17 protein-coding genes and 1 pseudogene are annotated in these 17,806 nt (G+C 65.5%); 8 read left to right on the top strand and 10 right to left on the bottom strand.

The features are described from left to right. From V9L18_RS10610 to V9L18_RS10600, 3 genes and pseudogenes are all read left to right on the top strand, one after another. Positions 1–341, top strand: a pseudogene (locus tag V9L18_RS10610) (urocanate hydratase); the annotation flags it as partial. 94 nt (positions 342–435) lie between these two features. Further along, the gene (gene hutH / locus V9L18_RS10605) at positions 436–2,028 is read left to right on the top strand and encodes a histidine ammonia-lyase (protein ID WP_337347118.1); all 1,593 of its coding nucleotides are present in this window, start codon (positions 436–438) and stop codon (positions 2,026–2,028) included. 163 nt (positions 2,029–2,191) lie between these two features. Further along, entirely contained in the window at positions 2,192–2,428 is a 237-nt protein-coding gene (locus V9L18_RS10600; RefSeq protein ID WP_337347117.1) for a hypothetical protein, read from the top strand. A 118-nt stretch (positions 2,429–2,546) separates the two neighbouring features. Here the strand turns inward: V9L18_RS10600 and V9L18_RS10595 are convergent, their stop codons facing one another. The 5 genes from V9L18_RS10595 to V9L18_RS10575 form a co-directional block, all read right to left on the bottom strand. Next, positions 2,547–2,807: a hypothetical protein gene (locus tag V9L18_RS10595; protein WP_337347116.1), complete on the bottom strand. Its 261-nt coding sequence runs from the start codon at positions 2,805–2,807 to the stop codon at positions 2,547–2,549. A gap of 265 nt (positions 2,808–3,072) precedes the next feature. Further along, positions 3,073–3,465: a universal stress protein gene (locus V9L18_RS10590; RefSeq protein WP_337347115.1), complete on the bottom strand. Its 393-nt coding sequence runs from the start codon at positions 3,463–3,465 to the stop codon at positions 3,073–3,075. Positions 3,466–3,548: 83 nt separating this feature from the next. After that, complete coding sequence (locus V9L18_RS10585; protein WP_337347114.1) at positions 3,549–5,096, bottom strand: tripartite tricarboxylate transporter permease; 1,548 nt, start codon at positions 5,094–5,096, stop codon at positions 3,549–3,551. Next, positions 5,096–5,608, bottom strand: a complete 513-nt coding sequence (locus tag V9L18_RS10580) for a tripartite tricarboxylate transporter TctB family protein (RefSeq protein WP_337347113.1) — start codon at positions 5,606–5,608, stop codon at positions 5,096–5,098. The genes V9L18_RS10585 and V9L18_RS10580 overlap by 1 nt, the downstream gene beginning before the upstream one ends. After that, positions 5,605–6,615 carry a Bug family tripartite tricarboxylate transporter substrate binding protein gene (locus V9L18_RS10575; protein WP_337347112.1) on the bottom strand — a complete coding sequence of 337 codons (1,011 nt, stop codon included), beginning with the start codon at positions 6,613–6,615 and terminating at the stop codon, positions 5,605–5,607. The genes V9L18_RS10580 and V9L18_RS10575 overlap by 4 nt, the downstream gene beginning before the upstream one ends. A gap of 258 nt (positions 6,616–6,873) precedes the next feature. Between V9L18_RS10575 and V9L18_RS10570 the strand changes: the two genes are divergently transcribed. Further along, positions 6,874–8,460, top strand: coding sequence for a sensor histidine kinase (locus tag V9L18_RS10570; RefSeq protein WP_337347129.1), 1,587 nt, complete (start codon positions 6,874–6,876; stop codon positions 8,458–8,460). Continuing rightward, on the top strand, positions 8,457–9,122 hold the full coding sequence (locus V9L18_RS10565) for a response regulator (RefSeq protein WP_337347111.1): 666 nt from the start codon (positions 8,457–8,459) through the stop codon (positions 9,120–9,122). Before V9L18_RS10570 ends, V9L18_RS10565 begins: the two co-directional genes overlap by 4 nt. 10 nt (positions 9,123–9,132) lie before the next feature. Here V9L18_RS10565 and V9L18_RS10560 read toward each other — a convergent pair whose 3' ends face one another. The 3 genes from V9L18_RS10560 to hutG all read right to left on the bottom strand — a co-directional run bounded on the left by V9L18_RS10560 (position 9,133) and on the right by hutG (position 11,754). After that, positions 9,133–10,134 carry a cation transporter gene (locus V9L18_RS10560; protein ID WP_376044738.1) on the bottom strand — a complete coding sequence of 334 codons (1,002 nt, stop codon included), beginning with the start codon at positions 10,132–10,134 and terminating at the stop codon, positions 9,133–9,135. 2 nt (positions 10,135–10,136) lie between these two features. Then, complete coding sequence (locus V9L18_RS10555) at positions 10,137–10,613, bottom strand: transporter substrate-binding domain-containing protein (RefSeq protein ID WP_337347109.1); 477 nt, start codon at positions 10,611–10,613, stop codon at positions 10,137–10,139. Between the two features lie 136 nt (positions 10,614–10,749). Continuing rightward, complete coding sequence (hutG, locus tag V9L18_RS10550) at positions 10,750–11,754, bottom strand: formimidoylglutamase (protein WP_337347108.1); 1,005 nt, start codon at positions 11,752–11,754, stop codon at positions 10,750–10,752. Between the two features lie 245 nt (positions 11,755–11,999). Between hutG and V9L18_RS10545 the strand changes: the two genes are divergently transcribed. Then, positions 12,000–13,304, top strand: coding sequence for a cation:proton antiporter (locus V9L18_RS10545; protein WP_337347107.1), 1,305 nt, complete (start codon positions 12,000–12,002; stop codon positions 13,302–13,304). 40 nt (positions 13,305–13,344) lie between these two features. Here the strand turns inward: V9L18_RS10545 and V9L18_RS10540 are convergent, their stop codons facing one another. Then, positions 13,345–14,787: an NCS2 family permease gene (locus V9L18_RS10540; RefSeq protein WP_337347106.1), complete on the bottom strand. Its 1,443-nt coding sequence runs from the start codon at positions 14,785–14,787 to the stop codon at positions 13,345–13,347. Positions 14,788–14,898: 111 nt separating this feature from the next. Here V9L18_RS10540 and V9L18_RS10535 point away from each other — a divergent pair, with 111 nt between their 5' ends. Further along, on the top strand, positions 14,899–15,513 hold the full coding sequence (locus V9L18_RS10535; protein ID WP_337347105.1) for a copper resistance CopC family protein: 615 nt from the start codon (positions 14,899–14,901) through the stop codon (positions 15,511–15,513). A gap of 63 nt (positions 15,514–15,576) precedes the next feature. Here the strand turns inward: V9L18_RS10535 and V9L18_RS10530 are convergent, their stop codons facing one another. Next, positions 15,577–16,236 (bottom strand): NAD(P)-binding protein, encoded by a 660-nt coding sequence (locus tag V9L18_RS10530; protein ID WP_337347128.1) that lies wholly within the window; start codon positions 16,234–16,236, stop codon positions 15,577–15,579. 428 nt (positions 16,237–16,664) lie between these two features. Between V9L18_RS10530 and V9L18_RS10525 the strand changes: the two genes are divergently transcribed. After that, complete coding sequence (locus V9L18_RS10525; RefSeq protein ID WP_337347104.1) at positions 16,665–17,702, top strand: universal stress protein; 1,038 nt, start codon at positions 16,665–16,667, stop codon at positions 17,700–17,702. Positions 17,703–17,806: the final 104 nt, after the last annotated feature.

Below are 17,806 nucleotides of genomic sequence, written 5' to 3'. Positions count from 1 at the left end.
ACTCGGGCTCCGTCGCCTCCCCGTACCGGGAAACCGAGGCCATGGCTGACGGCTCCGACGCGATCGCGGACTGGCCCCTGCTCAACGCCCTGCTCAACACCGCCTCGGGCGCCACCTGGGTGTCCCTGCACCACGGCGGCGGTGTCGGCATCGGCCGCTCCATCCACGCCGGCCAGGTCTCCGTGGCCGACGGCACCGACCTCGCCGCCCAGAAACTCGAACGCCTCCTCACCAACGACCCCGGAATGGGCGTCATCCGCCACGCCGACGCCGGCTACGACCGCGCCCTCGACGTCGCCAAAGAACGCGGCGTGCGCATCCCCATGAACGAGACAAACTAACCAGGCCTTAACCCCCCATCGGTTGCTCCGTAACCGCCCTTAAGGACTCTCAAAAGGGCCCTTGCGGAGCAATCGATCCCCAGAAGTAGGAATCATGACCGTCACAACGCAAGCACCGCTCACCGTCACCCTCGGCTCCAGCGGCGTCACTCCCGAGGACGTCGTCGCCGTCGCGCGCCACAACGCCCAGGTGACTATCTCCCAGGACGCACTGGACACTGTGGCCAAGGTGCGCGCCCACATCGATGACCTCGCCCACAGCGAAACCCCCGCTTACGGCATCTCCACCGGCTTCGGCGCCCTGGCCAACCGGCACATCCCCAATGACCTGCGCACCCAGCTGCAGAAGTCGCTCATCCGCAGCCATGCAGCCGGCATGGGCCCGGCCGTGGAGCGCGAAGTTGTCCGCGGCATCATGTTCCTGCGTGCCAAGACCCTCGCCTCCGGCCGCACGGGCGTCCGTCCCATAGTCCTGAAGACGATGGTGGACGTCCTTAACGCGGGCATCACGCCAGTGGTTCGGGAATTCGGCTCGCTCGGCTGCTCCGGCGACCTCGCCCCGCTTTCCCACTGCGCGCTGGTGCTGATGGGCGAAGGGCAGGCTGAAGGGCCCGACGGCGTGACGTACGGCGGGCGCGGGGAACAGACTGTCGCCGTGCTGCTTGCCGAGCACGGCATCGAGCCGGTTACCCTGGCCGAGAAGGAAGGCCTGGCGCTGGTCAACGGTACCGAAGGCATGCTGGGCATGCTCCTGATGGCCATCGCGGACCTCCGCCAGCTGCTGACGACGGCGGATATCACCGCAGCACTGAGCGTCGAGGCCCTGCTGGGCACGGACCAGGTGTTCCTGCCTGAGCTGCACGCGGCCCTGCGCCCGCACCCGGGCCAGGCGGCGAGTGCGGACAACATGCTGCGGGTCCTGTCGAACTCCCCAATTGTGGCGTCCCACCGTGTGGGCGATTCGAAGGTCCAGGACGCCTATTCGCTGCGCTGCGCCCCACAAGTGGCCGGCGCCGCCCGGGACACTGTGGACTACGCCGCCCTGGTGGCGTCGCGCGAACTCGCGGCCGCCATCGATAACCCGGTGGTCCTGCCGGACGGGCGGGTCAGTTCAAACGGCAACTTCCACGGCGCACCCGTGGCCTACGTACTGGACTTCCTGGCCATCGCTGTGGCCGACCTAAGCTCCATCGCCGAGCGCCGCACGGACCGGATGCTTGACCCGGCCCGTTCGCACGGCCTGCCGGCCTTCCTAGCCTCAGATCCGGGCGTCGATTCCGGCCTGATGATCGCCCAATACACCCAGGCGGGGCTGGTCTCCGACAACAAGCGGCTGGCGGTTCCGGCTTCGGTGGATTCCATTCCCAGTTCCGCCATGCAGGAGGACCACGTCTCGATGGGCTGGCACGCGGCCCGGAAGCTTCGCAAGGCGGTGGAGAACCTCCGCCGCGTTCTGGCGATCGAACTCGTGACGTCAGCCCGGGCCCTCGATATCCGCACCCAACTCTCCGGCGGGGAACTGGTTCCAGGCCCTGCGGGCAGCGCGGTCCTCGGAGCCTTGAGGGCCGTCGTCGAAGGCCCTGGCACCGACAGGTTCCTTTCTCCGGAACTTGAGCTGGCGGACCTTCTGGTCGCCTCCGGCGAAGTGATTTCAGCGGCCGAATCCGCCGTCGGAAATCTAGCCTGACGGGGAATATTCTTCAGTCTGGCTTAGCTTCCCGTGCGCATAGCGAAATATGTGGCGACACGTACATTTGAGCCGCGGGAAGTGTAGTAGAACTGAAGATGTAGTGAAAGTCACATCAAAGAGGCTGTGGCAGCAGAACGCATACAAAGGGGTAGAAGTTCACATGAAAGCACGTGGGGCAGTCCTAACGAGGCGCAATGCCCATTCGGCCACCATCTCGGACTGGAGAACACTCCGGCCTGGGGTTCGGGTGGAAATACTCAAGCATGCGCATGTCATTGCGACCGGCGAAGTCGAGGAAGTGTCGGAGAGCGGAAACGTCCTGTGGCTGGTGCAAGCCGGTCCGTCCGAAAAACAGCTCTTCCTGAAGTCTGATGGAGTGCAGGTCCGCCGGAGCTAAACCCCAAATACGCGGGCAAGTCCCCGCCGTTTGGCGGCCCCTGAACAGGGGCAGGCCAGAGGGCGGGGACTTTCTGTGTTTCGGGGCTTCTGTCTTTGGGGAATGCAGTACTGCAGAGCTAGGCTGCGATGTTCTCGTAGGTCTCACCGAAGGGAACGGACTCGTCGAGGGCTACGGTGTAGCGGCCGGGGTGGAGGCGGGTGACGAGTATGCCGCAGGCGGCATCTTTTGCCGCAGTCTCGATCAGCGTGGCTACAGCGTTGTCGAGTCCTGCGTGGACTTCGTCGGCCGTTGAGAACTCGAGGTCAATAGAGCGGAATTCCGCTGTTTCGACGGCTGGGAACTCGGCCAGGCGGCGTTCGAGGGTGGCGGTAGTCATGTGCGTGTCTTTCTGTGGTTCGTGCCGGGGAGCGCAGTCCATTCTACCGGCGGCCCCCGAAAATGTCAGATGACTGGTGTTTTCTACGCTGGATAGCGCTTTCCCCGAGAGCTAATTCTGCCATGGAGCAGCTGCAATGGCCAAAATTCCGTGCGGAAGGGCTCAGGGGCAATGCAAAAATCCGAGGCTTGTCCGCAGGACCGCGCCACGAAGGCGGGGACTGCGGACAAGCCCCGGATCAATCGGAGCTTCGGCCAAACCGGCCCTAACTGGCCTTGACCGCCAATACCGGGCAGTCCGCCTCCAGCAAAATGCGCTGGGACGTGCTGCCCATGATCAGCTTGCCCACCGGAGTGCGGCGGCGAAGGCCGATCACAATCAGATCGGCATTGTGCTCCTCCGCGGCATCGAGGACCTCCGCTGCCGCGTCATGCCCACGGACCGGCTGCTTGATCACGTGGTCTATTCCCTGGGTGGCCAGACGGTCCTCGATGCTCTGGATCTCCGGCTCCTGGGCGTATCGGTTGTCCACCAGGGCATCGCCCTTGGAGGAGTTGATCACCAGCAGCGTGGTGTTGTTCTTACGGGCTTCGAGGATGGCTTGCGTCAGCGCCGCTTCGCCCTCGGGTGTCGGGACGTATCCCACAACGATCGTCATGGTGGCTCCTTGTGGTCAGTTGTCTGTGTCTTGGTTGGTGCTTTGCGGTCTTTGCTGATGGTCCTGCGGCAGTGGCCGGCGAATCAGCCGTCCGCGTCTGCTGGTTCGTTTCCGCGGGTGGCGTTTGGGGACAGGAGGCTGGTGGCCGGACGGTTGCGGCGGTACAGCTTGTACAGCAAAGGCCAGAGCAGGATGATCGCGATGAGGATGTAGGTTCCGACGGCGATCGGTTCGCTCCAGAGACCGGCGGGGTCGCCCGCGCTGAGCTGGAGGCTCTTGCGAAGCTGGCCTTCGATCCGCGGCCCAAGGATCACGCCGAGGATAAGCGGCAGCACGGGGAGCCCGAAGCGGCGCATCATGAATCCCAACGCACCCAGGGCCAGCAGGAGCACCAGGTCGAACGCCTGCAGGTTCACCGAATAGGCGCCCAGCGTGGCGAAGAACAGGATGCCGGCATAAAGGTAGGGCCGGGGGAGCTGCAGGAGCTTGGCCCACAATGGTGCCAGCGGCAGGTTGATGAGCAGGAGAAGGAAGTTGCCGATGAAGAGGCTCGCGATCAGTGCCCACACCAGCGGTCCCTCGTTGGAGAACAGCAGGGGTCCTGGCTGGATGCCGTAGGAGGTAAAGGCGGCCAGCATCACGGCAGCCGTGGCGTTGGTGGGAAGGCCCAGGGCAAGGAGCGGGGTCATGGTGCCGGCGGCCGCAGCGTTGTTGGCTGCCTCCGGTCCGGCCACGCCCTCGATGGCGCCCTTGCCGAATTCCTCGGGGTGCTTGCTGAGGCGTTTCTCGGTGACATAGGACAGGAACGTGGGGATTTCGGCGCCGCCGGCCGGGAGTGCCCCGAACGGAAAGCCGTACGCCGTTCCACGGAGCCAGGGCTTCCAGGACCGCTTCCAGTCCTGCTTGCCCATCCATGGACGTCCTACCGGAATGATCTGCAGCGGGTTGCGGCGCAGGTGAGCGGCTACCCACAATGCCTCGCCCACCGCGAAGATGGCCACGGCCACCACCACGATGTCCAGGCCGTCAGCCAGCAAGGGCTGGCCGAAGGTGAGGCGGCGCTGACCCGTCACGGAATCGATTCCCACCAGGCCGATCGCCAGCCCAAGGCCCAGCGAAGCAAAGCCCCTGAGGCGGGATGAGCCAAGGACGGCAGTCACCGCCAGGAGGGCCAGCAGCATGATGGCGAAATAACTGGGTGCTCCGAGGCTGACGGCAAAATCCACCACAATGGGGGCACAGACGGCCAGCAATGCGGTGCCGATGGTGCCGGCCACGAAGGAGCCGATGGCCGCCGTCGCCAGCGCCTGGGCGGCCCTGCCCGCTTTTGCCATCTTGTTGCCTTCGATGGCCGTCACCACCGACGACGATTCCCCCGGCGTGTTGAGCAGGATAGAGGTGGTGGAGCCGCCATACATGCCGCCGTAGTAAATGCCGGCAAACATAATGAAGGCGCTGGTTGGTTCCAGGGCATAGGTGACCGGGAGCAACAGGGCCACGGTCATGGCCGGTCCCAGGCCCGGGAGGACGCCGACGGCGGTGCCCAGGAGCACACCGATAACGGCGTAGAGGAAATTCATCGGGGTCAGGGCGGTGGCGAAACCGTCCATCAGGGAGGAGAAGACATCCATCAGAGAATCCCTTTCAGGAGGCCTGCGGGCAGCGGAATACCGAGGCCCAGGTAGAAGCCGTAAAAGGTGATCACTGAAAGGACCACGGAAATGATGCCGTCTCGCACATAGTGCCGGCTTCCCAGGGCCCAGGCGCTGCCCCAGAACAGGACAGTTCCGGAGATGACCCAGCCTGCCCAGTCGATCAGCAGGATGTTGGCCACGAAGGCTCCCACCAGCGGAAGGACTGTCTTCCAGTCCGCGGGGTGGGTGAGGTCAACGTCCTCGCCGCCTTCAGCCTCGCCCTGCCCGCCGCGCAGCACGTTGATGGCCAACAGCACTGCGCACACGAGGAGGACGGCGGCCACGATCAAGGGCAAGGTCTTCGGCCCTACGGGGTCGGACTGGGAGTACGGAGTTGCCAGGGCAAGGGCGTCGACGAGGACGATGACGCCCACCGCCCCGAGCAGGAGGGCTACCCCCAGCTCGGAGCGGCCTTTGAGCCTGGCGGCCAAAGTTGGTGAGGAACTCACGCCAGGCCTAGCTTCGTGAGGACGTCCGCCACCCGCTTATCCTGCTCTGCCAGGAAGGTTTCGAATTCTTCGCCCGTGATGAAGGCGTCAGTCCAGCTGTGCGTCTTCAGCGCTTCCTTCCAGGCGTCGGTGCCGTGCATCTTTTCCAGGGCGCCGATCAGCTTGGCCTTGTCGTCATCGGTGATGCCCGGAGGAGCCACGATCCCGCGCCAGTTGGTGAACACCAGGTCGATGCCGGATTCCTTCAGCGTGGGGGCATCCACGCCTTCGAGCCGCTTCTCACCGCTGGTGGCCAGGACGCGGACCTCGCCGGACTGGATCTGCTGCAGGTACTCACCGGCACCGGATGCTGCGAAGCCCACCTTGTTCCCGAGGATGGCCGGGAGGAGGTCACCGCCGCCGTCGTAGGAGACGAAGTTGACCTTGGTGGCGTCGATGCCCACCGCTCCCGCGAGCTGCATTGGCAGCAGGTGGTCAGGGCCGCCGGGCGAGGAACCGCCGCCGACGCTGATGGAACCGGGATCAGCCTTCCACGCGGTGACCAGGTCATTGATCGTTTTGTACGGCGAATTCTTGTTGACCATGATGGCCCCGGGCTCTTCGATGAGCTTGGCCAGCGGCGTGGTGGCGGTCAGCTTGGACTCGGACTTGTTGGTGTAGCTTGCGCCCACCACCCCAAGGCCCATGAGCATGGTGAGGTCGCCGTTGCCCTTTTCGTTGACGATGCGGGCCAGGCCTACGGTACCGCCGGCGCCGGCGAGGTTGAAGACTTCGGTGTTCGTGGCGACCTTTTCGTCGTCGAGCACCTTTGCTGCGACGCGGGCGGTGGTGTCGTAGCCACCACCGGGCGTGTTGGGGACCATGATCTGGAGACCGGTCACGGGGCCGGCTGCGGCGCCGGGGCTGGTGGTGTTCGTGGAGCTGCCGCCGGTGGCACCGCACCCGGTGGCCATCAGGGCGATGCCGGCTGCGACGGCGGCAATACGCAATGCGCGGATTTGGCGCATGGTGTTCCTCTTCTCATGAAAACTGATCAGCAGGGCTGACTTGTAGTTTCGATGCTAGGCCCGAGCGTGACGGGCATCACTCTTGTGTACGCAGAGAACGTTAAGTTCATTGCGTTCACGTTTCGGACTTCCCTCCGTTGTCCCTCCCTTGTCCCTCCGGGGGGCCATCAGAACTCTGCAGCGGGCATTGTTCAGGTAGCCTGACCTGCAGAAGACCCACCACCAGAGGAAAGAACCACAGTGACTCGACGAAGAGGAATGTCCCTCGCGGGGCAGTACCTGGTTCTGCAGTTGCTGATCGTCCTCGCGGTCCTCGTTGCCGTGGTGGCCATCTCGCTGGCCCAGTCGGCCGCGGCTTTCGAACGCACCGAAGGGCGCCGGGCGCTGTCCGCAGCCGAAGCGCTCGCTGCCAGCCCGACGGTCCGCGAACTGCTTCCTGCCGCGGAGCCACGGGCGGGGTCAGCCCTTCCCGCCGTGGCCGAGTCGGTGCGTACTGTGTCCGGCTCCTCGCACGTAGTGCTCGCAAAGCTGGACCGCACCGTCGTCGCTTCCTCCGATCCCAGCCTGCTGGGCCGGCAGATGGAGCTCGGCCCAAGCCGGGTCATGGACGGCCGCTCGTGGACGGGTGTTGTGTCCGGGTCCGGTACCCAATCCCTGTCCGCGCACGTGCCGGTCCTCGATGACGCCGGGAAGATGATCGGCATCGCCTCCGTCAGCCGCGACTATCCCTCCACACTGGAGCGGCTGGGGGACGCCGTCCCAAATCTCCTCACGTATCTGGGGGTTGCCAGTGTCCTGGGGGTGGCCGGTTCGTTGCTCCTGTCCCGCCGGGTGAAACGGCAGACCCTGGGCATGGAGCCCAGCGAAATTACCGGGCTGGTGGAAAACCGCGAGGCCATGCTCCATGGCCTGAAGGAAGGGGTGGTCGCCCTGGACCCGCACGAGCGCATCACCGTGGCCAATGACAGCGCCCGGGCGCTGCTCGGCCTGCCAGCGGACTGCGTTGGAAAGAGGGTGACGAGCCTTGCCGTGGAGCCGGCACTGAAGGAAGTCCTCACCCGCGAGCAGCCCGGACCGGACCAGCTGGTGCTCGTCGGTGACCGCCTGGTGGTGCTGAACCGCGTTCCCATCAAGTCCCGCGGCCGGGACATCGGATCCGTCACCACGCTCCGTGACCGCACGGAGCTTTCCTCGCTCGAACAGGAACTGGGCGCCACGAGGACCGCCACGGACACGCTCCGCGCGCAGGCCCACGAATTCGCCAACCAGCTGCACGTGATCTCCGGGCTGATCCAGATCGGTGAATATGACTCGGTGGTGCAGTTCGTCAACGGCGCCACGCTGGACCGGACCCGGCTCAACGACGAGGTCACCAGCCGGATCCAGGACCCGGCGCTCGCTGCCCTGCTTATTGCCAAGTCCAGTCTCGCCACCGAACGCGGTGTCTCACTGCAGCTAGACCCGGAATCCGGCCTTGCCCGCGTTGACGACGAGCTTTCGCGCGATCTCACCACCGTCGTCGGGAACCTCGTGGACAACGCGTTCGACGCCGTCGCCGGGCTTCCGGAGGCAGCCGTCAGCGTGCACGTGGAGGACACAGCCGACGGCGTCACGGTCACCGTACGGGACACCGGCCCCGGTGTTCCCGGCCGGGACAGGGACGAGATCTTCCGCCAGGGGTTCACTACCAAAACACCCGGCCCGGGCGGCAGCCGCGGCTTCGGACTGGCGCTCTCGCGGGTGGTTTGCCGTCGCAGCGGCGGCGACCTCACCGTGGACAATGACAAGGGGGCAGTTTTCACCGCACGCCTGTTGCGGGCGCACGCGAGAGGTACACAGCCATGATCAAAGTCCTGATCGTCGACGACGACTTTATGGTGGCCAAGGTCCACGCGGGCTTCATCCAGCGCACTCCCGGGTTCGCCGTCGTCGGGGTTGCCCACACCGGTGCGCAGGCAGTGACCGAAACCGAACGCCTCCAACCTGACCTGGTCCTGCTGGATATCCACCTGCCGGACATCAACGGCCTGGACCTGATGCATCAGCTGCGCGACGTGGCTCCGGAGCTGGACGTGCTGGTGATCAGTGCCGCCCGCGAGGTGGACACTGTGCGCAAAGCCCTCCGCGGCGGAATTGTGCACTACCTCATCAAGCCGTTTTCGCAGACCGACCTGCAGGAACGGCTGGAGCACTACCGCAGCGCCTATCACGGCCTGGACTTGTCCAAGGATGTGGCGGAGCAGTCGGACGTCAACCGCGTGTTCGGCCTGGACCGGACCGAGCGGCCGCTGCCGAAGGGGTGCAGCGTCGAAACCCTCAAGCTGGTGGAGGCGGCGCTGAAAGAGGCCGACGGCGACCTGTCCGCCGCGGAAGTGGCAGTCCAGCTGGGCACATCGCGCGTCAGCGCGCGACGTTACCTGGAATACCTTCACGACGAAGGCGTGTTGGAAGTCCGGCTCAAATACGGCGTGGGCCGGCCGGAGCGCAGGTATGTGCTGAAGGCCTGAGTGGTTGGGCCTAGCGCTCGCCGCCGGACGTCCGGCCCGGAAGGAACTCCGAGGGGAGCTCCGCCACGGGGATGATCACCATGTCCTGGACCTTCCAGTCCAGGCCAATGCATGCCTCCCTGGCTGCCTCCAGCTGTTCCAGGCTTGGCATGCGGCCCCTGGCGGGGACCACAAACGATTCCACGTGGAACACGTGGCCCTCATCCCGAATCCGCGACTCAGCCGTCTCCGTCCAGTCCAGGCCACGGAGGTACTCGTCCAGCCGGTGCCCGAGCGGGTGCGGTTCGGCGTCGTCGTACGTCCTGGCCCGCTTGTCCATGAGGGCCGAGATGGCTGCCCGCGTGTTGCGGACGCCGTCATGCAGGATGCTGAAGGAGATAACCAGGGCTGCGGCGTAGTCGGCCCACCACAGGCCAAAGCCGATGCCCGCCACGCCCACGGCGGCGGCGGCCGCGGTCATCCAGTCCGCCTTGTTCATGTCAGCATCGGCAAAGAGGACTTTGTCGTGGAGTTTTTCGGCGAGCTTCATTTTGACCCGCCCGAGGAAAACCGGCGGGACCGCGGTGAGGATCATGGCGCCGATCATCATCCATCCCAGCCAAATGGTCTGGCCGAAGAAGTCGAAACCGCCGATGGTGGGGTGCTCGGCGCTGAGGAGTCCCATTCCGGAATCCACGATCAGGTAGGCACCCATGACGGTCAGTGCCACGGCGGCCACCACATGGGCGATGCCCACCGCACGGTGGAATCCGTAGGGGTGCTCTTCGTTGGGCTTCCTGCGGATCACCTGCGCCGCCACCAGGAAGGAGATGGGTGGCAGGAAGGACAGGACATCTTCCACCCAGGCGGCCTTCATGGCCTGCGAGTTGCCCAGGACGGCGAAGACCAGCGCCGTGGACGCGGCCAGGAAGCCGATGGTGATCCACTCGAACTTCACGGCCTTGCGCAGGGCTTCCCTCTGCTCCTCGGGCAGTTCCGTGTGTCCGAAGCGCACGGGGGCACCCTTGACCATGGTCATCCCTGCTCCTTCGCTTCCATCAGGAACTTGTCGAGTTCCAGCAGGAACGCATTCTCGCCCAACGGCACCAGCATCACGTGCTTATGGAGGGAGTCGCGGCTGTCACGGGATTCCGCGTAGACCCGGGTCAGCCCGCCGTGCTGGGCCCACGGGGTCTTGTCGTCGAGGCCGCCGATGACCAGGTCCAGCTGCCCATGCTTGAGTTCCTCGGCCAAAACGTGTTCGGTTCCGGGCACCCAGTCAATGTCCGCACCGAGCCTGGCGGCGAAGTCCCGGACCAGGTCCGCGTCGGTGCCCTGCACGTCTTCGCCTGAAATTTCCACCCATTCGCCGTTTTCGCTGGCACCCACGCGCAGGGTGCCGTCCACCACACGCTCCAGCGTTCCGGCGGGATCCGCCGGATACGTTCCGCAGCCTGCCAGTGCCAGCGCGGAGGCCAGTATTAAGGCAACTTTGCTTCCCAATCGTCGCATGCGGGCTCCTCAGATAGGCGTCGTCAACTCCATTAGACAGCCTACTTACCTTTCTGTGCCACGGAACCGTTTTGCCACAGCACGCCGGGCAGGCGTGCTGTCGGCGGCGGGAGCGCGTCGGGCGCCAGGGGGGAGGTCAGCGAAGCAGCGTGTTCACTAACCTGGCGGCAACTTTCGCAGTCCGGCCGTCGACGTCGAAACCCGGGTTCAGCTCGGCCACGTCGAAATGCAGGAGCTTTCCGCTGTCCGCCACCTGCCGGCACACCGCGCTGATCACCGGCAGGGGCACTCCATAGGCGGCGGGCGCGCTCACGCCGGGAGCCACCGACGCCGGCAGCACGTCAAGGTCGATGGTCAGGTACAGCACGTCCACGCTGTCCAGGAACTGCGCAACGAAAGCCCCTACCCGTTCGCCGGAGCAGTCCTCATCCAGCAGGTACTCCACGCCCAACCGCTCCGCCGTGCCGAAAAGCGCCCGGGTGTTGTTCGGCTCGGAGATCCCGACGACGGCATAGCGGAAGTCGCGCCCTGCGGCAGCTTCCTCCCGGGCCATTTGGAGGAACGGGGTGCCGGAGCTGGGCAGCGGTTCGTCCCGGAGGTCGAAGTGGGCGTCCAGGTTCAGGACGCCCAGACGCCGGCCGCTACGCACTGCGTCGGAGCCGGCCACCCCCAGATAGCTTGCAAAGGCGGTTTCGTGTCCGCCGCCCAGCACCACAGTGAGCCTGCCGGCGTCGATCATGGCGGCAATAGCTCGCCCGGCACGTGCCTGGTCGGCCTCCAGCGCGCCGTCCGCAACCACCACGTCCCCGGCATCGGACACCGCACGGTCCAGGTGGAAGGCCAACGGTGCCAAGGCAGTTCGGATTGCTGCGGGGGCGAGGGCTGCGCCGGTCCTGCCCTTGTTGCGCAGCACGCCTTCATCGCTCGCGAATCCGAGGAAGACGGCGGGTCGCGGGGCATCAGCCGGCCCCCGGAGCTCTGCTGGCGTAAGCGAGGCCGCACGGTTAACCGAACCATCGGCGTCGCCCTGCATATACGGCGACACCGCCTGCCACCATCGCCGATGTTCGCCGCCATCGCCGTCGAACCGCCCTGTCCAGGGCTGCGGGGGAACGTCGATGGTGAGTGCGGGGAGTGCCATGTTTCAAGCTCATCGCATGCCAACTGCGAAAGCGAGCCGGACCGCCGTCGTAATGTCTGTAATTCCGGAATTGAGGTTTACCGGGGCACCGGACCCAGCGACGCCGGCTGCTGTGGCGGCGGGGTGTGGCGGCGGGGTACGGCGGCACTGGGGCTAGAGTGGAGCAATCCCTCACATGGGTGCCCCTGTCCGCGGGCAGGGGCCGTGGCAGTTACACCGAGTGCAATGAAGCAGGCCGGAACACCATGTTTGAAGCGCCCAGCATCCTCTTCGCCGTGGCAGGCGCCGCGGTTTTTGTTGCCGCAATCCTCCCCAAGCTCCTGCGCAACGCGCCTTTCTCCATGCCCATGGTGTTCCTCGGCGCCGGGATGGCGGCCTTCTCCCTGATACCGGGCCTGCCCGATCCGGATCCGATCGTGCACAGCGATCTTGCCCTGCACCTCTCGGAGATCTGCGTCATCATCTCCCTGATGGGCGCGGGCCTGGCCCTGGACCGGCCCGTAGGGCGCCGGAACTGGTCCACCACCTGGCGGCTCCTCGGGATAGCCATGCCGTTGTGCATCATTGCCCTGACCTTGCTGGGGCTGTGGTTCCTGGGGCTGGGACTGGGCGCTGCCCTGCTGGTGGCATCAGCCCTGGCACCCACGGATCCGGTGCTGGCCTCCGAAGTGCAGGTGGGTGAGCCGGCTGACGTACAGGAAGAAGCGGACCAGGAGGACGAAGTCCGCTTCGGGCTGACGTCCGAGGCCGGCCTGAACGACGGGCTGGCGTTCCCGTTTGTGTACCTCGCCATCGCCATCAGCGTGGTGGGCGCGTCGCCGTCGGCCTGGTTCCCGCAGTGGATTGGCGTGGATGTGGCCTGGCGGCTGGGCGTGGGGGTCCTCATGGGTTTCCTCATCGGGAAAGTGCTGGCCCTGCTGTTTTTCTCGGCCAGCAAGGAAAGCATGCGGCTGGCAAACCACTCCGAAGGGTTCGTGGCCCTGGCGGCAACGTTCCTGGCCTACGGCCTGACCGAGATGGTGGAGGGTTATGGTTTCATCGCCGTCTTTGTCTGCGCTGTGACCATCCGGTCCGCGGAGCATACCCACGGCTACCACCGCGTGCTTCACTCCTATGTGGAGCAGCTGGAACGGCTCATGACCGTGGTGATCCTTGTCCTGCTCGGCGGTGCGATTGCCCGCGGACTCCTGGCGGGCATCGGCTGGACGGAGTTCCTGGTCGCGTTGGCGTTCCTGCTCTTGGTGCGGCCGGCAGCCGGCTGGGTCGGGTTGCTGGGCGGAAAGACCGGACCGCGGGAGCGCATTGCCCTTTCCTTCTTCGGGATCCGGGGCATCGGCTCCCTGTACTACCTCGCGTATGCCCTGGGCAAAGGGCAGTTCTCGGAGCAGGCCGAGTGGCTGTGGTCCTTTGTGGGGCTGGTGGTGGCCCTGTCCATCGTGATCCATGGGGCCACCACCTCGCCGCTCATGAACCGGCTGGACCGTCTCCGCGAGCGAAAGGCCGTCGCGGAGTCCGGCGATGAAGGCAAGGCCCCTACTACGCCGGTGTGAGCATTGGCTGCCTATGAGCCCGCCGTGAAGCCGCGTTGAACTACATTCCCAGCGCGGCCTCAATCGGTCCTACCGCGAAGAACAGCAGGAAGGCACCGGCCACCGCCCACATGAGCGGGTGGACATCCTTGACCCGTCCCTGCACGACGCGGATCAGGACGTAACCAATGAAGCCGGCGCCCAAACCGTTGGCGATCGAGTACGTGAACGGCATCAGGGTGATCGTCAGGAAGGCCGGGAGGGCAATGCCCCAGTCCTGCCAGTCGATCTTTCCCACCTGGGACACCATCATGAAGCCAACAACCACCAGGGCCGGAGCCACGGCTTCGAAAGGCACCAGGTTGATCAAGGGCGTGAAGAACATGGCCACCAGGAACAGCAGGCCGGTGACGATGGAAGCAATGCCGGTTCGCGCGCCTTCACCAATGCCGGCGCCGGCCTCCACGAAGATCTGGTTCGAGGAGACCGAAGCGCCGCCGCCGACGATGGCGCCGAGGGCGTCCACCTGCAGGACACGGTCGACGTCGGGGATGTTGCCGTGTTCGTCCACCGTGCCGGCCTCGTTGGCCAGTCCCACCATGGTGCCCATCGCGTCGAAGAAGATGCTGAGCAGGATCACGAAGGCCAGGAGGGTGGCGGCCACGAAGCCCAAGTGCTCAAAGGCGCCGAACGGGTTGGCCTTGCCAATCAGCGAGAGGTCCGGGGCGGCCCATCCCGAGAAAGCGGGAGCAACCAGGGACCAGCCCTGCGGGTTGAACGGCTTGTCCGGGGAGACGCTGGGGCCGATGTGCAGTGTCAGTTCCAGGATTACGGAGATGACTGTGGAGGTGATGATGCCGATCAGGATGGCCCCCTTGACCTTCCGCACCACCAGCGCGATGGTGAGGACCAGGCCGAACACAAACACTGCCGTGGGCCAGCCCAGGAGCTTGCCGTCGAAGCCCAGGCCCACGGGAACCGTGGTTCCGGCGACGTCCGGGATACGGCGGACAAAGCCGGCGTTTACCAGGCCAATCAGGGCAATGAACAGGCCGATGCCCACCACAATGGCGGTTTTGATGCCGTCCGGAACGGCCTTGAACACAGCGGTCCGGAAGCCGGTGAGGACAAGGATCAGCATGGTGACGCCGGAAAGCACCACCAGGCCCATCATGTCCGGCCAGGTCAGGCCCGGGTTGGTGGCCACGGTGACGGCCACGAAGGCGTTGACGCCCAGGCCGGTGGCCAAGGCGAACGGGTGTTTTGCCCAGGCCCCCATGAGGATGGTGAGAATGCCGGCCACAAAGGCGGTCACGGCAGCCACGGCAGGGAAGCCGAGGGAGTTGCCGCTGGAGTCGGCGCCGGAGAGGATCAGCGGGTTCAGCACCACGATGTAGCTCATGGCGAAGAAGGTGGCGAACCCGCCGCGGATCTCGCGGGAGAGGTTGGACCCCCGCTCGGTGATCTTGAAGTACCGGTCCAGTGCAGAGCCTTGCTTAAGCATTAGTCCTCCGGGGGAGTCGTGGGGATAGTTGAATCCTATGGGCCGTCAGGGCGGCCGGCCGGCAAATTCGCCTAGTCTGTAAGGAAGCCAACACAAGGGAGCAGTCCAAGCATGCGTTCCATCCGCCGCCAGTTTCTGAGCGCCGTGCTCGGTTCGTTCGTCCTCGCCGCCCTGATTCTGGGACTGGCCGGACCTGCCTCAGCCCACGACGCCGCTGAATCCAGCAGCCCCGCCCAAGGCGCTACCGTGGCCACGCCACCGGAAACCGTTTCGGTCACCTTCAACAACAATCCCCTGGGCATTGGCTCGCAGTTCTCCGTGAAGGACGCGGCAGGTGCTGAGTGGGCGGACGGCGCCGTCGAGATCGTCGACAACGTGGCCTCCCAAAAGCTCAAGGCCGGCGCTCCGGCCGGAGCCTACACGGTGAGCTGGAGGGTGGTCAGTTCGGATTCCCACCCCATTGAGGGGACGTTCGGGTTCACCGCCACGGCGGCTGCCGCCGGTGCGGCACCGGGAGCAGGATCGACGTCGGCCCCTGCCGTCCCCGGCATGGCTTCAGCGCAGCCGGGCATTACCGCGAACCCGTTGCCCGCCCAGGACGCATCCCAGCCGTTCCCCTGGAGCCTGGTGATCTTCGCAGCCGTGGCCGTGGGCCTTCTGGCGGCCATCGGCATCCTCGCCAAACGGCGCCTGGCCGCGGGCGGCGACGAAGAAGACAGCCCATAGCAAGGGCGGATTACCGCCGTCCCGGCAGGCGGGGTTCCCCGTGCGGGTGAGTCAGCGCAGGCCCTACGCGGGGAGGACGGCCAAAGTGCCGGTGAGCATGGTGGGTGCGTTCTCCGGATGGACTTTCGAGGAGATCGCTTGGCCCACGGTCTTGGCCTGGCGCAGGACTTCCTTGGGCGACGGCGTGATCAGGTCGCCCACCCCCACCAGGTAGATGCCGATAGCCCGCATCGCGGCCACCAGGTTGCGTCCCACGGCAATGCCGAAATCGCTCAGCATGCGGCGCAGTTGGCTGTGGGCGCAGCGGGTGAGGACGATGTGGTCGGCAAGCAGGATGCCGGTGGGCGTGCGCACCTCCCACATGTGCGATGCCGTCCCTTCGGCCATTGCGCCGTCGGCCATGGCCCCCTGGACCGGCGCCGGGCGGACCATGCTCAGCTGGACGGCGCGGGTGGTGTTGCGGACGTCCACCTGGTGGCTGGCCGCATAATTGCGCAGATGGCGGAGGATTTCGTTCCGCTCCCGAAGGGAAACGGAGTCGGCTGCGTCGCAGCGTTGCAGCGAAGCGGTATTGGCCGGTTGTCCGGCGCCCAGGATGTCGAGCCCGTCCACCACGATTGAGTGCACACCCCTGCGGCGCAGTTCGGCGGCCACGGCCAAGCCTGAGAGGCCTGTGCCGATAATCACCGTGGTGGTCTGTTCGGTCCCGCCATTCACAGGCATGCTTGACACTACAGTTTCCTCCTTCGAAGGTGTGGGCAAACGCAGGCATCATCGCCATGCTCTCGCTCCGTTACCCCCAAAGTCCGGTCGCAATAGCTGGCCCGGGACGTTCTGACATAGAGCATCCCGGACCAGCAGTGCCTCGAAGACTACAGAACAAAAAGGTCCATGGATAGCCCAACCGCAAACATTCTTTTCGCGTCGAACCAGGTTTTGAATACGCTTTCCGCCGGCAGCGAAACCGGGTGTGGATAACTTCCCGTTGCAGCCCTGCACATGCTTGCTAAGAGCCTGTGGACCGAGAATAGTGAGAAGTGGAGGCAGGCTTTCCGGATCGGGTGCGTCGCTGTCCGGCAGGTGCACGCGGAACGGCCTGCTTCTGGCAGAATAGCCGCAACATCAGGCAGTATCGCGAGGAGGCGGCCCCCATGGGCGCACAAGAGATGCATCCGGACCCGGCACGGGACAACGGCGAGAGTTCCACCGCTCCTTTGGGAATCGTGGTGGGCGTTGATGGATCGGATCATGGCCAGTGTGCCCTTGTCTGGGCGGCCCGCGAGGCTGAGCGCCGTCGCCGCCCCCTGCATATCGTCACCGCATACTCCGTGCCGATCTTCGCTGCGTCCGGACTGGACGGCGGTTACGCCACCGTGGACGATTCGGTGATCCGTGAAGGGGCTGAAGCGATCGTCAAGCAGGCCTTGGACAAGGTGTCCGGCTACAACATCGATGTTGATGCCTCGGTTGAAAACGGCGACGCTTCCGGCGTGCTGCTGGAGATGTCCGAGTCTGCTGAGCTGTTGGTTTTCGGGACCCGCGGCCGGGGCGGCTTTGTGGGCCGCCTTCTCGGGTCCGTGAGCAGCGCGCTTCCGGCGCACGCCAAGTGCCCCACCGTGACGGTTCCGCTGATCTGCTCCGACCGGCTGGGGGAGACCACCGAGGACAAAAGGATCAAAGCCGAACAGGCCAAGTCCGGCCACCAGCCCGTGGAGAACGTGGTGGTGGTGGGCGTTGACGGGTCCGAGCAGGCACGTGTCGCCGTTTTGGAAGCCGCGTCCCAGGCCGAACGCCTCGGCGCAACGCTGCGTGTGGTGTGCGCGGTTCCCCAGTACAGCGGCTCGCTCGCCTGGGTCCCGGCACCGATGGACCGCAAGGCCCTCTTCGCCGATATCCGGGTCCAGTTGGATGCCGGGATGGCGTGGCTCAAGAGCCACTACCCACACCTGCCCGTGGAATCCGAACTGAAGGACGGCTCGCCCGTGGATGTCCTCGTGGAAGCCAGCAGGCACGTGGAACTTATCGTGGTGGGAACCCGTGGACGCGGCGGCTTTGCCGGCATGCTTCTCGGCTCAACCTCCGACGGCGTACTGCACCACGCGAAGGGGCCCGTCCTTGTTGTCCCGGACCGGGAGGATCCGCGGCTCGCCGACAGGGCAAGCTTCGGTCCCATCCTCGGCGCAGCCTGACGCCTGCCCCACCGCCGAAGTCAGCCGCCAGGTCAGCGGCCTAAGCCAGCGTTCTAAAGCACCGCGCTAAGCCATAGTCCAAAGACACCGCTCGAAAGCCCCGT

The sequence above is a fragment of the Pseudarthrobacter sp. CCNWLW217 genome, assembly GCF_037203985.1.
In the GTDB taxonomy this organism is placed as follows: Bacteria; Actinomycetota; Actinomycetes; order Actinomycetales; family Micrococcaceae; genus Arthrobacter.
Note: the sequence above shows the minus strand (reverse complement) of the source record. Positions and strands in the feature narration are given on the sequence as shown.

What these genes read in the sequence shown, in the direction of transcription:
- hutH (WP_337347118.1), top strand. Translation starts at nt 436, where the DNA reads ATGACCGTCACAACGCAAGCACCGCTCACCGTCACCCTCGGCTCCAGC.
- V9L18_RS10600 (WP_337347117.1), top strand. Translation starts at nt 2,192, where the DNA reads ATGAAAGCACGTGGGGCAGTCCTAACGAGGCGCAATGCCCATTCGGCC.
- V9L18_RS10595 (WP_337347116.1), bottom strand. Translation starts at nt 2,807, where the DNA reads ATGACTACCGCCACCCTCGAACGCCGCCTGGCCGAGTTCCCAGCCGTC.
- V9L18_RS10590 (WP_337347115.1), bottom strand. Translation starts at nt 3,465, where the DNA reads ATGACGATCGTTGTGGGATACGTCCCGACACCCGAGGGCGAAGCGGCG.
- V9L18_RS10585 (WP_337347114.1), bottom strand. Translation starts at nt 5,096, where the DNA reads ATGGATGTCTTCTCCTCCCTGATGGACGGTTTCGCCACCGCCCTGACC.
- V9L18_RS10575 (WP_337347112.1), bottom strand. Translation starts at nt 6,615, where the DNA reads ATGCGCCAAATCCGCGCATTGCGTATTGCCGCCGTCGCAGCCGGCATC.
- V9L18_RS10570 (WP_337347129.1), top strand. Translation starts at nt 6,874, where the DNA reads ATGTCCCTCGCGGGGCAGTACCTGGTTCTGCAGTTGCTGATCGTCCTC.
- V9L18_RS10565 (WP_337347111.1), top strand. Translation starts at nt 8,457, where the DNA reads ATGATCAAAGTCCTGATCGTCGACGACGACTTTATGGTGGCCAAGGTC.
- V9L18_RS10560 (WP_376044738.1), bottom strand. Translation starts at nt 10,134, where the DNA reads ATGGTCAAGGGTGCCCCCGTGCGCTTCGGACACACGGAACTGCCCGAG.
- V9L18_RS10555 (WP_337347109.1), bottom strand. Translation starts at nt 10,613, where the DNA reads ATGCGACGATTGGGAAGCAAAGTTGCCTTAATACTGGCCTCCGCGCTG.
- hutG (WP_337347108.1), bottom strand. Translation starts at nt 11,754, where the DNA reads ATGGCACTCCCCGCACTCACCATCGACGTTCCCCCGCAGCCCTGGACA.
- V9L18_RS10545 (WP_337347107.1), top strand. Translation starts at nt 12,000, where the DNA reads ATGTTTGAAGCGCCCAGCATCCTCTTCGCCGTGGCAGGCGCCGCGGTT.
- V9L18_RS10540 (WP_337347106.1), bottom strand. Translation starts at nt 14,787, where the DNA reads ATGCTTAAGCAAGGCTCTGCACTGGACCGGTACTTCAAGATCACCGAG.
- V9L18_RS10535 (WP_337347105.1), top strand. Translation starts at nt 14,899, where the DNA reads ATGCGTTCCATCCGCCGCCAGTTTCTGAGCGCCGTGCTCGGTTCGTTC.
- V9L18_RS10530 (WP_337347128.1), bottom strand. Translation starts at nt 16,236, where the DNA reads ATGCCTGTGAATGGCGGGACCGAACAGACCACCACGGTGATTATCGGC.
- V9L18_RS10525 (WP_337347104.1), top strand. Translation starts at nt 16,665, where the DNA reads ATGGGCGCACAAGAGATGCATCCGGACCCGGCACGGGACAACGGCGAG.